This window comes from Streptomyces durhamensis, from assembly GCF_000725475.1.
In the GTDB taxonomy this organism is placed as follows: domain Bacteria; phylum Actinomycetota; class Actinomycetes; order Streptomycetales; family Streptomycetaceae; genus Streptomyces; species Streptomyces filipinensis.
Window position 1 is genome coordinate 129,785 of the sequence record NZ_JNXR01000013.1, and the last position, 12,774, is coordinate 142,558.

Annotated in this window: 11 protein-coding genes and 1 riboswitch; of the genes, 7 read left to right on the forward strand and 4 right to left on the reverse strand. The window is 71.9% G+C overall.

Annotated elements, in window-relative coordinates:
• Nucleotides 1-35: 35 nt before the first annotated feature.
• From IO33_RS0120155 to fahA, 3 genes are all read right to left on the reverse strand, one after another.
• Complete coding sequence (locus IO33_RS0120155; protein ID WP_031166921.1) at nt 36-422, reverse strand: GntR family transcriptional regulator; 387 nt, start codon at nt 420-422, stop codon at nt 36-38.
• Nucleotides 419-1,198, reverse strand: coding sequence for a hypothetical protein (locus tag IO33_RS0120160; protein ID WP_051926871.1), 780 nt, complete (start codon nt 1,196-1,198; stop codon nt 419-421). The genes IO33_RS0120155 and IO33_RS0120160 overlap by 4 nt, the downstream gene beginning before the upstream one ends.
• A 151-nt stretch (nt 1,199-1,349) precedes the next feature.
• The gene (gene fahA / locus IO33_RS0120165) at nt 1,350-2,567 is read right to left on the reverse strand and encodes a fumarylacetoacetase (protein WP_031166924.1); all 1,218 of its coding nucleotides are present in this window, start codon (nt 2,565-2,567) and stop codon (nt 1,350-1,352) included.
• Between the two features lie 398 nt (nt 2,568-2,965).
• Here fahA and IO33_RS0120170 point away from each other — a divergent pair, with 398 nt between their 5' ends.
• From IO33_RS0120170 to IO33_RS0120180, 3 genes are all read left to right on the forward strand, one after another.
• Entirely contained in the window at nt 2,966-4,210 is a 1,245-nt protein-coding gene (locus tag IO33_RS0120170) for a carboxylate--amine ligase (RefSeq protein ID WP_031166926.1), read from the forward strand.
• Nucleotides 4,211-4,255: 45 nt separating this feature from the next.
• Entirely contained in the window at nt 4,256-5,458 is a 1,203-nt protein-coding gene (locus IO33_RS0120175; protein WP_031166927.1) for an FAD-dependent oxidoreductase, read from the forward strand.
• Nucleotides 5,459-5,906: 448 nt separating this feature from the next.
• A complete protein-coding gene (locus tag IO33_RS0120180; RefSeq protein ID WP_031166929.1) occupies nt 5,907-6,719 on the forward strand; it encodes an HAD family hydrolase in 813 nt (270 codons plus the stop codon).
• Nucleotides 6,720-6,845: 126 nt separating this feature from the next.
• On the opposite strand, the gene IO33_RS0120185 is transcribed toward IO33_RS0120180, so the two are convergent.
• Nucleotides 6,846-7,325 (reverse strand): transglycosylase SLT domain-containing protein, encoded by a 480-nt coding sequence (locus tag IO33_RS0120185; RefSeq protein WP_031166931.1) that lies wholly within the window; start codon nt 7,323-7,325, stop codon nt 6,846-6,848.
• Between the two features lie 3 nt (nt 7,326-7,328).
• Nucleotides 7,329-7,508: riboswitch (cyclic di-AMP (ydaO/yuaA leader) on the reverse strand.
• A 623-nt stretch (nt 7,509-8,131) separates the two neighbouring features.
• Between IO33_RS0120185 and IO33_RS0120190 the strand changes: the two genes are divergently transcribed.
• The 4 genes from IO33_RS0120190 (at nt 8,132) to IO33_RS0120205 (ending at nt 12,774) form a co-directional block, all read left to right on the forward strand.
• Nucleotides 8,132-9,142: a polyprenyl synthetase family protein gene (locus tag IO33_RS0120190; protein ID WP_031166933.1), complete on the forward strand. Its 1,011-nt coding sequence runs from the start codon at nt 8,132-8,134 to the stop codon at nt 9,140-9,142.
• Nucleotides 9,143-9,620: 478 nt separating this feature from the next.
• A complete protein-coding gene (locus IO33_RS0120195) occupies nt 9,621-10,820 on the forward strand; it encodes a LolA family protein (RefSeq protein WP_031166936.1) in 1,200 nt (399 codons plus the stop codon).
• A gap of 81 nt (nt 10,821-10,901) precedes the next feature.
• A complete protein-coding gene (locus IO33_RS0120200; RefSeq protein ID WP_031166938.1) occupies nt 10,902-11,909 on the forward strand; it encodes an ABC transporter ATP-binding protein in 1,008 nt (335 codons plus the stop codon).
• The gene (locus tag IO33_RS0120205; protein WP_031166940.1) at nt 11,896-12,774 is read left to right on the forward strand and encodes an ABC transporter permease; all 879 of its coding nucleotides are present in this window, start codon (nt 11,896-11,898) and stop codon (nt 12,772-12,774) included. Before IO33_RS0120200 ends, IO33_RS0120205 begins: the two co-directional genes overlap by 14 nt.

The following is a 12,774-nucleotide window of genomic DNA, read 5'->3' on the forward strand; positions in this document are numbered from 1 at the left end:
CGGGTGCTCGCCCGGCTCGCAGGAACGCGAAGGCCTTACGTCTTGCGTCCCTGCAAGGCCTGCCGCACCGCCTCCAGGACGTCGTCCTCCGTGAATCCCAGAGCGAGTGCCCAGGCCACGTAGTCCCTGGTCCCGTCGGTGAGTTCCGCCGTGTGGCGGCGGTGGGCGCCCGGTGGCGGCGGAGCCACCCGCGTCCCCGCGCCGCGCCGGGTCCGGATGAGGGAGGCCGCCTCCAGTTCGCGGTAGGCGCGGGCCACGGTGCCCGCCGCCAGGCCGAGGTCCGCGGCCAGCTGCCGGACCGTCGGCAGACGCTCGCCCTCGGCCAGCCGGCCGCTGTTGATCAGGGCGGCGAGCTGGGCGCGGATCTGCTCGTAGGGCGGGACGGGGCTGGCCGTGTCGACCCGTACGGTGTCGCCGCTCACCGGCGCGCCCCTCGGTCCGTCCGGCGGCGCCGTGCCGCCCGGGGCGAGCAGATGGTGAACAGCATCCACGGCGCGGTCACCAGGGACACCAGCGCGAGCGGCAGCAGAAGCGCGTTGGCCATGGTGCCCGCCGTGCCGTCGCATGTCATGTCTGTCAGGGCGCCAGAGGCGGTCGTGGCCGCGCCCAGCAGGGATGTGGAGACGACGACCCCCCACGCGGCCACGATCGCCAGTGAGCGGTCGCGGCGGGACTGTTCGTCGCCGGGCCGGGTGGCGATCCGCCGCAGGGACCAGCCGCAGCCGCCCGTGGCGACGGCGAGGGAGGCCAGCATGGGCAGGCCGTAGGAGAACCCAGGCCAGGGGCCGTGCCCCTCGGTCATGCCCCGGCAGGTCAGGGTGAGTTCACGGCCCGCCCGTCCCAGGTCGTCCGGTGAGGCCACCGAGCCTGCCGCGGCCAGGAGCGCCACCAGGGCGACCGCGAGGACGATCAGCAGCAAGGTCGTCCGGGGCGGTACGTAGTCGCGGACCCGGCGCGGGGCCAGTGCGGCGGTGCGGACGGCTCCCCGGGCCGGTGCGGTCAGTGTGTCCCCCGTCAGGACGCCGGCGACCGCGCACAGGCCGAACGCCGGGATGGCGTACAGCACGCCGTCGCCGTGGCCGAGCGTGGACAGCCAGCAGGCCGCAAGGGCGCCCGTGGCCACGCCGGTCCAGCGGGCGTAGCGGTCGGCCGGGGCCCGGGAGGCGGTCGCTGGGACGGTCATGTCGAGATCGGTCATGGAAGTCCCCCGTGGAAGCACGACTTGTACTCACCGCTTGTATCAAGCGGTGAGTACAAGATGCTCGACCCGGTAGACTTGTGTCAACTTCTTGCTACAAGACGCCGCTCACTCCGGCGCCCCTCGTTCGGGCACTCTCGCTCCGGCACCCTCACTCCGGCACGACCCGCCCGCTGACCTCTCCCAGGCCGATACGGCGTCCGTCCGGCCCCGGGGCCCATGCCGACAGGGTCACCACGTCGCCGTCCTCCAGGAAGGTCCGCTTGCCGTCCGGGAGTTCGAGGGCGTCACGGCCGTTCCAGGTCAGCTCCAGCAGCGAGCCGCGCTGACGCTCGTCGGGGCCGCTCACCGTGCCCGAGCCGTACAGGTCGCCCGTGCGCAGCGAGGCGCCGTTCACCGTCATGTGGGCGAGTTGCTGGGCGGCGGTCCAGTACATGGTCGAGAACGGCGGCTCGGAGACCACGTGGCCGTTGATCGCGACAGAGATGCGCAGGTCGTAACCGCCGGGCTCGATCCCCGGTGCCGCGTCGTCCAGGTACGGCAGCAGCGGGTGCGTGCGCTGCGGAGGCGCCACGCGCGCGTGCTCCAGTGCCTCCAGCGGGGTGATCCACGCCGACACCGAGGTCGCGAAGGACTTGCCGAGGAAGGGGCCGAGGGGGACGTACTCCCAGGCCTGGATGTCCCGCGCGGACCAGTCGTTCAGGAGGCACAGTCCGAAGACGTGGTCACGGAAGTCGGCCAGCGCCACCGGACTGCCCAGCCTGGACGGCACGCCCACGACGAAGCCGACCTCCGCCTCGATGTCCAGCCGGATCGATGGGCCGAAGACGGGTGCCGGGTCGGCCGGGGCCTTGCGCTGCCCCGAAGGCCGTACGACGTCCGTGCCGGAGGCGACGACCGTGCCGGAGCGGCCGTGGTAACCGATCGGCAGATGCTTCCAGTTGGGGGTGAGGGAGTCCGCGGCGTCCGGGCGGAAGATCTGGCCGACGTTGCGGGCGTGGTTCTCCGAGGCGTAGAAGTCGACGTAGTCCGCCACCTCGAAGGGCAGGTGCAGGGTCACCTCGGACAGGGGGTGGAACAGCGGCTCGACGGTCTCGCGGTGGGCGGGGTCCGTGACCCAGGCCGTGACGGCGCGCCGTACCTCCGACCAGGTCGGGCGGCCGGCGGCCAGCAGCGCGTTGAGGGTGGGGCGCGCGAGCAGCGCGTGGTGGGACGAGCGGAGGGCGGCGGCCGCTGCGCCTGCGTCGAGGACGTGGTCCCCGAGCCGGACGCCGACCCTCCGCTCCGTGCCGCCGGAGGGCGAGAACACGCCATAGGGAAGGTTGTGCGGGCCGAAGGGGTCGCCCTCGGGGACGTCGAAGGGGGGCATGGTGGTGCTGCCTCACTCTCATCCGGGCCATGCATGGCGATGCGTTCCATGTGATCGCGCCACACGTTACGGCTGTGATGCATGTCTTGGGCAGTGCCCCGGGCGGCGCCCTCGGGGGGTGTCCGAAAGGTGTGGGTCCAGGGGCACTGCGGCGGGCGCCGAAGCGCGTCACGGTGCGTACCGAGGCGCGTCGTGACATGCGCCGCGGGCCGCCATCACGTGAGGCGGAGAACGCTCGAAAGGTTGCTCGTACCCTGCCTAAAGAGTTCGCAATGTCCGGATAAGCCTTGTCGGAGGCGGCAATTCCGGCTTAGCGTCCTTTGGGGGACACGGACGGGGTGGGTCCGTTCCATTTGGGGGGACACGTGGGGGGACCCGTGGCCGAAAACGCCGTCAGTGTGCCGTTCGAAGCGGACCGCGACGTGCCCGGACTGATCGTCAAGTTCGGTGACTATCCGCTGCACCACGGAGGTGTCGGCGCGATCCGCAGCTTGGGCCGGCTCGGCGTGCCCATGTATGCGATCACCGAGGACGCGTACACGCCCGCGGCCTCCTCGCGCTACCTGAAGAAGGCCTTTGTGTGGCCGACGACCGGGGCGGAGGACCCCGGCCACCTGGTCGAGGGCCTGCTGCGCGTCGGCCGCCGTATCGGCCGCCCGACCGTCCTCGTCCCGACCGACGAGGAGGCCGCCGTACTCATCGCCGAGCACCAGGAGGAGCTGGCCGGAACTTTTCTCTTTCCGCGCGTCGAGCCCGGGCTGCCGCGCCGGCTCGCCAGCAAGCAGGGCCTGCACCAACTGTGCGTGGAGCACGGCATCGCGGCCCCGGCGTCGGCGTTCCCGGAGACGTACGAGGACGTCGTCGCCTTCGCCGACACGGCCCGCTTCCCGGTGGTGGCCAAGAACCGGGAGGCGTTCGTCCGGCGCACGCGGCCCGCGGTGGGCGGCACCACGAGGATCGCCACCCGCGAGGGCCTGCTCACCCTCGCCCGCGACTGGGGCTCGCGGCCGGGCGTGATCCTCCAGGAGTACCTGCCGCGCGAGGAGGCCGAGGACTGGATCGTGCACGCCTGCTTCGACCAGGACTCCAGCCCCCTCGCCCTGTTCACCGGTGTCAAGGTCCGCTCGTGGCCGCCGCACGCCGGCATGACGGCCAACGCGTACGTCGTCGACAACCCGGAACTCACCGACCTCGCCGCGCGTTTCATCAAGCAGATCGGCTACAGCGGCATCATCGACCTCGACCTGCGCTTCGACCGGCGCGACGGACAGTACAAGCTCCTCGACTTCAACCCGCGCATGGGCGCCCAGTTCCGGCTCTTCGAGAACGAGTCGGGTGTGGACGTCGTACGCGCCATGCACCTGAACCTGACCGGCCGCCCCGTTCCGGAGGGGGAACAGCGGGCCGGCCACCGCTACATCGTGGAGAACATCGACCTGCCCGCCCTCCTCGCCTACCGCCGCAGCGGCTACACGACGCCGCACGCGCCGGCGAAGGCGAGCGGGACGGAGCTGGCCTGGCTCGCGGGTGACGACCCGCTGCCGTTCCTCACGATGCTCGCCCGCTTCGTGCGCCCGGGCGCGAAGCACCTCTATCAGCTGTGGCGGACCAACCGCCGCGGCAGCGGCACCTCCACGAAGTAGGCAAGGCCACCACGCGTGGCGCACCGTGTCCTGGGGAGGGACTTCGTGACTCGACCGGTTGCAGTCATCGGGGCCGGGCCGTTCGGCCTGTCCACCGCCGCCCATCTGAGGGCCCGCGGCATCCCCGTCCGCGTCTTCGGCGACCCCATGGTCAGCTGGCGCGACCACATGCCCGAGGGCATGCTCCTGAAGTCGACGCCCGTCGCCTCGAACCTCGACTGCCCGCAGTCCGGCCACACCCTTGCCGACTACTGCGACGCGGCCGGGATCCGCCGCCTGGTGACCGACGAGGACATCATCCCGGTGGAGACCTTCATCGCCTACGGCGAGTGGTTCCAGCAGAAGCTGGTCCCCGGCCTGGAGCGGGTGCGGGTCGTCTCCGTGGACCGCGACAAGAGCGGCGGCTTCGAACTGAAGCTGGACTCGGGCGAGATGTTCACCGCGCGGGCCGTCGTCGTCGCCACCGGCCTGTCGGGCCTGGCGCACCTCCCGGCCGAGCTGGCGGGAGCGGCGGCCGACGGACCGGCGCCCACGGGCCCGCTCTCGCACAGCTCCCAGCACCACGACCTGGGCCGCTTCGAGGGCAAGGAGCTGATCGTGATCGGCGCGGGACAGTCCGCGCTGGAGACGGCGGCGCTCGCCGCCGAGGCGGGGGCACGCGTGCGTGTCGTCGCGCGCGGCCGCGGCCGGGTCGCCTTCGGCGCGCCGCCCTGGGACCAGCCGAAGCTGCGCCCCGAGTCCCCGTTCGGCCGGGCCTGGTCGCTGTGGGCGCTGAGCTACTACCCGCACCCCTACCGCTACCTGCCCGAGGCCACCCGCCACTTCCTGGTCCGCCGGATCCTCGGACCGCTCGGCGCGTGGTGGCTGCGCGAGCGCTTCCAGAGCGCCGTACAGGTGGAGGACGTCGAACGGGTCGTGGCCGCCGAGGCGCCGGACGGCAGCCCCGTCCTCACCGTCCGCACCCATGGCGGGCACACCGAGCGGCTCACCGCCGACCACGTCATCGCCGCCACCGGCTACCGCGTCGACATCGCGGCGATGGACTTCCTCGGCCACGAACTGCGCACCGGGCTCGCGGTGAGCCGCGGCACGCCCCGGCTCGGCCCCGGCTGCGTCTCCTCCGTCCCCGGCCTGTACTTCACCGGCCTGCCGGCGGCGTCGTCGTACGGCCCGGTGATGCGCTTCGTGTGCGGTACGGGGTTCGCCTCCCCGCGCCTGGCGAAACACCTGGCGGCGGCCCACGGCTGAGGCTCACGGACCGATCCGGCCCGGGCCGCCGCGTCCCCCGGGCGGCTTCTGTCGGCGCGGTGCAGGCCAGGGGAGCCCACCGCGCCGCAGGGGGGGATCACCGGGCTGCCGGCCGGCCGGAGTGACGGACGCGGCGTGTGCGTGCACGCCCATGCGGGCGGATCCACCCGAGGCGGGCACGAGCGAGGAGCGATCACCCGCCGTCGCCGCCCGGGGCGAGGCGCCCCTCCGCGGTGACGCCGGGTGCACTGCGGCCGAGGGACCGGAGGGCTGGCCGGCCACTACGACGAGACGCAGCCGTCCGCGCTGGTCCGCGCCTCACCGGCGCGTCTCCTCGCATCGACACCGCCATCAGGGAGCCGGGTGCCACCAGTTGGGGCCGACCAGTACGTAAGTGCGCAGGACGACAAGATGAGTCGGCGGGGCGCGGTATCCGTATTCTCTGATCATGGCAGCTTCCCCCGCGTACGCACTGATCGCCACCGACCTGGACGGAACGCTGTTGCGCGGCGACGACACCGTCTCCGACCGGTCGCTCGCCGCGCTCGCGCGGGCGGCGCGGGCCGGTGCGCGGCACTTGGTGGTGACGGGCCGCCCGGCCCCGCGGGTACGGCCGCTGCTCGAGCACCTCGGCTGCACGGGGCTCGCGGTGTGCGGGCAGGGCGCGCAGGTCTACGACGCCGGGTCCGGCCGTCTGCTGTGGTCGGTCCGGCTGGACCGGGAGCTGGCCGAGACCGCGCTCGGCAAGATCGAGGCCGAGGTGGGACAGGTCTACGCGGCCGTCGACCAGGACGGCGTCGACGGGCTCACGCTCATCGAGCCGGGCTATCTGATGCCGCACCCGACCCTGCCCGCCGTGCGGGTCGGCCGGCGCGACGACCTGTGGTGCGAGCCCATCAGCAAGGTGCTGCTGCGCCATGCCGAGCTGTCCGACGACGAGTTGGCGGCCGTCGCGCGCGCGGTGGTGGGTTCGCTGGCGACGGTCACCATGTCGGGGCCGGGGACCGTGGAGCTGCAGCCGTCCGGGGTGACCAAGGCGACCGGTCTGGCACTGGCCGCCGAACGACTCGGGATCGCCGCACCGAAGGCCCTGGCGTTCGGCGACATGCCCAACGACATCCCGATGTTCGAGTGGGCCGGGCACGGGGTCGCCATGGCCAACGCACACCCCGAACTCAAGTCGGTGGCGGACGAGATCACCCTGTCGAACGAGGACGACGGGATCGCCGCCGTCCTCGAAAGACTGTTTCCGACCGACTGACCGGCACATCAGTACGCGGTCGTCCGGCACGGGCCTCGTGGAGACACGGCGGCCGCCCGGCACGCCCCCGTCCGTCAGGTGCGGGAACGTGCCGGGCGGCCGGTGTCCTGCCGGTCCGCGGGGCTGTCAGTACGCGCTGAAGACGTTGTCGATCGACCCGTAGCGCGCGGCCGCGTAGTTGCAGGCGGCGGTGATGTTCGCGACCGGGTCGTAGATGTTGAAGGAGGTTCCGGCCACGTGGTACGCGTTGAACGTCGGGTCGATGACCTGGAGCAGGCCCTTGGACGGGATGCCCTTGGCGGCGTTGGAGTCCCAGAGGTTGATGGCGTTCGGGTTGCCCGAGGACTCCCGGATGATGTTGCGGTAGATGCCGTTGTAGGTGCCCGGGATGCCCTTCTGGCCCATGATCGCGAGGGACTCGCGGATCCAGCCGTCGAGGGTGTTCGGGTAGCCGGCGGGGGTGGTGGAGGCCGTGGTGGCGGCCGGGCTCGCGGCGGAGGCGCTGGTCGCCCCGATGAGCGGCAGGGCGAGGACGGCGGCACCGGTGCCGACGGCGGCGAGGGCGCGGACGAGACGGGTGCGGCGGTGCTGAGCGGCAGCAGGCATGGGGAAGTTCCTCTCCGTCGCCTGCGAGGTGAGCTGTCGGGTGCGGGCGGGGAGGTGCCCGGCCGTGCCCGGGAAGGCACGGCTTTACCCCTAGCCGTTCCGGTGCGACGTGTGTCGTCCGGTCCGGCGACTTACCTGGTTCCCCCGCTCCTGCCGTACGAATGAGTTCGTCGATGGGTTACGTGGGCGGCGGCAGGATTAGGCGTCCGCCCGACGGCCCGGAACGTATGCGAGAGCACATGTCGGGAACAAGTACCGGATTCACACAACGTCCTATTTGACCTTGATCTATGCCCTATGAGGCACTTGATCCTTTGCGGTTGCCAACCCTCAACTCGCCAGCGGGGCAAGGGGAGGAGCGGGATGCGATGGGGGCGGGATGCCATCCGGCGACCGTGACCCAACTCACGAAATGGCAAACTGTTTTAAATCGGACATGGGGGATTCGGGTGGATCGGCTCGGCGATGGAACCCGTGAAACGGTGCCGGTCGTTCTCGTGGTGGAGCGGCCGCGCGCGGGGAGCGCGCAGGGAGGTGGCGAAAGGGGTGCCGGAGGGGGCGGCCAGGCGTTACTCCGCTCGCTCCCCGGTTCGAGACAAATTGGATGTATTCCTGTTAAGTCGATAAATGTCCGTTCTTAGTCCTTGATCAAAAACATACCGGTCATGATCCGATACCGCCCGGGCTGGACCGGTGGGCGCTATCGGTGATCGAAAGAGGACCGGATACGCTGACTTGAGTGATGGCAGCGACCTATCGACAAACCGTGTAATCGCCAGCAGACACCAGCAGACAGGAGACCCCTCGTGACCGTCGTCGGGCCGTTCGGGCTGAGCGTGCGGGACCAGGCTCTGGAAGCCGATGTCCAGGCCGGATTGGCGGCTGTCGAGGAAGGCTTGCTCGAGGCCACCAAGAGTGAGGTCCCGTTCATCACGGAGGCCGCGCAGCACCTCGTGCGAGCCGGCGGGAAGCGGTTCCGGCCGCTGCTCGTGATGCTCGCGGCCCAGTTCGGTGACCCCTACGCGCCGGGCATCGTGCCGTCGGCCGTGGTCGTCGAGCTGACGCACCTGGCCACGCTGTACCACGACGACGTGATGGACGAGGCGGCCGTACGGCGCGGCGTGGAGAGCGCCAACACGCGCTGGGGCAACTCGGTCGCGGTCCTCACCGGCGACTTCCTCTTCGCCCGGGCCTCCCAGATCCTCGCCGACCTCGGCCCCGAGGCCGTCCGGGTGCAGGCCCTCGCGTTCGAGCGGCTGGTCACGGGCCAGATCCTGGAGACCGCCGGTCCCTCGGACGGCCGCGACCCGGTCGAGCACTACCTGGACGTCCTCGGCGGCAAGACGGGCTCGCTGGTGGCGGTCTCGTGCCGGTTCGGCGCGATGATGTCCGGCGCCGACGAGACGGTCGTCGACGTGCTCACCCAGTACGGCGAGCGGCTCGGCGTCGCCTTCCAGCTCGCCGACGACGTCCTGGACATCGCCTCCGACTCGCACGAGTCCGGCAAGACCCCGGGAACCGACCTGCGCGAGGGCATTCCGACGCTGCCCGTGCTGCGGCTGCGCGAGCGGGCGGCCCGGCTGGGGCTGCCCGAGGACATCGCGCTGTGCCGGCTGCTGGACTCCGACCTCAGCGACGACGCCCGGCACGCCGAGGCACTCGCCGCGCTGCGCGCCCACCCCGCGCTGGAGCAGGCCCGCCGGGACACCGTCCGGTACGCGGAGGAGGCCCGCGCCGCGCTGGCCCCGCTGCGGGAGTGCGACGCCAAGGCGGCGCTGATGGAGCTGTGCGACGCGGTGGTGCACCGGGCCGGCTGACCCCCGGCGGGGCCTCGGCCGGTCGAGCCTCGCGGCAGCAACCGGCCGTACGGTCCGGCGCGGCCCTGCACACGGCCCCGCACGACTCCGTGGCCCCGCACGACCCCCTACGGCCCGGTGGAATGGCCCGGCACGGCCTGCCGCGATGCGCGTGCGGCCATGAGCGGCCCGCCGCGTGTGCTCCCATGGACGGCCCGCCGCGATGCACGGCCCCTGTGCGCGGCTTGTCGCGATGCGCGTGCCCCCATACGGACCCCTCCGTTCCGGTGAGACCCCTACGGGTCGGGGGAGTCGCTGCCCCTGCGTGTCATACCGCAGGCGTACACGGACTTGGCTCCGAGGTCTGACGCTTCCTCATGGCCGATTTGGTGAGATGGACACCACGGACATCACCACTCCTCACCGATTCGGGTGAGAATGGCGGCTCTGGTGGACCAACGTGAGGACAGCCGCCGCCGACGACGGAGGTAAGGCACACATGGCACCGTACGAAACCGACGACGCAGTGGACGGCGCGCGAGAGGAAACCCCGCACGCCGGACGCCGCAAGGCCGCCCGCTACGCGGTCCCGGTCGCGGTGGTGGGGGTGGCGGCGGCCACGATCGGGCTGGTCCCGGCGCTCGCCGCCTCCGGGGACCCCGACCTGCCCAGGATCACCGCACAGCAGCTCATCGAGAAGATCGCCAAGTCGGACGTGCAGCAGCTGTCCGGCACCGTGCGGATCAGCACCGACCTCGGACTGCCCGACCTCGGCGGCCTGGGGGGCAACCTGGCATCGGGGGCGGCCAAGGGCTCCGGCGACGGCTCCTCCGCCGACCCGCAGTCCCAGCTCACCTCGCTGGTCTCCGGCGCGCACACCCTGCGCGTCGCGACCGACGGCCCCGAGAAGCAGAAGCTGTCGCTGCTGGAAAGCGGCTCCGAGTACAGCCTCATCCACAACGGCAAGGACGTGTGGGGCTACGACAGCAAGAGCAACGAGGTCTACCACAGCACCTCGGCCGACGCCGGCAAGGACCACAGGGCCGAGCCCCCGGCCACGCCCAAGGACTTCGCCGACGAGGCGCTGAAGTCGGTGGACGACACCACGTCCGTCACCGTCGACGGCACCGAGCAGGTCGCCGGCCGTGACGCCTACAAGCTGCTCATCAAGCCCAGGCAGTCCGGCACCACGGTCGGCGCGATCAGCATCGCCGTCGACGCGAAGACGGGCATGCCGCTGAAGTTCACGCTGACCCCGAGGAGCGGCGGCGCGGCGGTCCTGAACGTGGGCTTCACCCAGGTCTCCTTCGCACCGCCGGCCGCCTCTGCCTTCACCTTCACCCCGCCCAAGGGCGCGAAGGTGACGGAGGAGAAGAAGCAGGGCCCCGCGGCACGGCAACACGCGCCGAAGCCGGGCGAGTTCGGCAAGGGCCTCAACGGCGCCGACGTCCTCGGCAAGGGCTGGACGTCCGTCGCGGTCTTCGACACCGGCGCCAAGGGCGGCCTGCCGTCCGGATCCAAGGGCGGTGACATGGGTGGCTTCCTCGGCTCGCTCGGCGAGAAGGTCTCCGGCAAGTTCGGCAAGGGCACGGTCTTCTCCACTCGCCTGGTCAACGTCCTGATCGCGGACAACGGCAAGGCCTACGCCGGCGCGGTGACCAAGGACGCCCTGGTGAAGGCGGCGGACACGGGAAAGTAACCCCGCTCGGGCACTACCAGCCATGACCGTGCGTTGATCCTTCGGGGCCTTCAGGGGGCAGGACGAGTCGAGGGGGAGCCGATGGACGAACCGTCCGCCGCGGGGCGGGAGGCGGGGGACACCGGGAACGCGGAGCGGTGTGCCCCGGACCAGGCGGAGACGAGCGTCATCGTCACCCGCGGACTCACCAAGCGCTACCGCGGCGGACAGCTCGCCGTCGACGGCCTCGACCTGACCGTCCCGGCGGGCAGCGTCTTCGGCTTCCTCGGTCCGAACGGCTCGGGCAAGACCACCACCATCCGCATGCTGATGGGTCTGATCGAGCCGACGGCGGGCACGGCCGGCGTGCTGGGCCGCCCGATGCCCCGGGCGGCCCGTGCCGTTCTCCCGCAGGTCGGCGCGCTCATCGAGGGCCCGGCCCTGTACGGCTTCCTCTCCGGCCGGGACAACCTGCTGCGCTACGACGCCGCGGACCCGACCGCCGACCCCCGCACCCGGCGCGTCCGGGTCGCGGCCGCCCTCGACCGGGTGGGCCTCACGGCGGCCGCCGGCAAGAAGGCCAAGGCGTACTCGCTCGGCATGAAGCAACGGCTCGGCCTGGCCGCGGCGCTGCTCCAGCCGCGTCGGCTGCTCGTCCTGGACGAGCCGACCAACGGCCTCGACCCGCAGGGCATGCGCGAGATCCGCACCCTGATCCGGGAGCTGGCCGCCGACGGCACGACCGTCTTCCTCTCCTCCCACCTCCTCGACGAGATCGAGCAGGTCTGCACCCACGCGGCGGTCATGGCGCGCGGCCGGCTCGTCACCCAGGGGGCGGTGGCCGACCTGGCCGCCGGGGCGCGCGGCCGGCTGGTGGTGACCACCCCCGATCCGGCCGAGGCGGCCCGGGTGCTGAAGGAGCAGGGCGTCGGGGACGTCACCGCCGACGGCGACCGGATCAGCGGCGAACCGCCCGCACGGGACCTCGCCGAGGTGAACGCCGCCTTGGTCGAGGCGGGGGTGCGCGTGCGGGGTTTCACGCTCGTACGGGCCTCGCTGGAGGACGCGTTCGTGGCACTGACGGGGGAGGGTTTCGATGTCGCGGGCTGAGACGGTCCCGGCGACCGCGCCGCGGCGGCCGAGCCCGCTGTGGACGTTCGGGCTGCTGCGCAGCGAACTGAACACGACCCTCCGGCGCTGGCGCACGCTCGCCCTGCTCGGCGTGCTGGCCGCGGTGCCGGTCCTGGTCGGGATCGCGGTCAAGATCCAGACGCGCGGCGGGGCGGCGGACCACAGCGGGCAGGGCCCCGCGTTCATCACTCAGATCACCAACAACGGCCTGTTCCTGGTGTTCACGGCGCTGGCGGCGACGCTGCCGTTCTTCCTGCCGATGGCCGTCGGGGTCGTCGCGGGCGACGCGATAGCCGGCGAGGCGGGCGCGGGCACCCTGCGCTATCTGCTGGTGGCCCCGGCGGGCCGCACCCGGCTGCTGCTCACCAAGTACACGACCGTGATGGCCTTCTGTCTGCTGGCCACGCTGGTCGTCGCCGTCTCCGCCCTGATCGTCGGTGCGCTGCTCTTCCCGCTCGGCGATCTCACGACGATCTCGGGCACCCGGATCAGCTTCGCCGAGGGCCTCGGCCGGGCCCTGCTGATCGCTCTCGTGGTCGCCGCCTCACTGGTCGGCGTGGCGGCGCTCGGCCTGTTCGTGTCGACGCTCACGGGCAGCGGCATCGCGGCGATGGCGACCACCGTCGGCCTGCTCATCACGGTCCAGATCCTCGACCAGATACCCCAGCTGCACGCGCTGCAGCCGTACTTCTTCCCGCACTACTGGCTGTCCTTCGCCGACCTGATGCGCGACCCCGTCTACTGGGACGATCTGGTGAAGAACCTCGGCCTGCAGGCGCTGTACGCGGCGGTGTTCGGGTCGGCGGCCTGGGCGCGGTTCACGACGAAGGACATCAGCGCGTAG

Coding starts and splice junctions, on each gene's coding strand:
- IO33_RS0120160 (WP_051926871.1), bottom strand. CDS start 1,198: ATGACCGATCTCGACATGACCGTCCCAGCGACCGCCTCCCGGGCCCCG.
- fahA (WP_031166924.1), bottom strand. CDS start 2,567: ATGCCCCCCTTCGACGTCCCCGAGGGCGACCCCTTCGGCCCGCACAAC.
- IO33_RS0120180 (WP_031166929.1), top strand. CDS start 5,907: ATGGCAGCTTCCCCCGCGTACGCACTGATCGCCACCGACCTGGACGGA.
- IO33_RS0120185 (WP_031166931.1), bottom strand. CDS start 7,325: ATGCCTGCTGCCGCTCAGCACCGCCGCACCCGTCTCGTCCGCGCCCTC.
- IO33_RS0120195 (WP_031166936.1), top strand. CDS start 9,621: ATGGCACCGTACGAAACCGACGACGCAGTGGACGGCGCGCGAGAGGAA.
- IO33_RS0120200 (WP_031166938.1), top strand. CDS start 10,902: ATGGACGAACCGTCCGCCGCGGGGCGGGAGGCGGGGGACACCGGGAAC.
- IO33_RS0120205 (WP_031166940.1), top strand. CDS start 11,896: ATGTCGCGGGCTGAGACGGTCCCGGCGACCGCGCCGCGGCGGCCGAGC.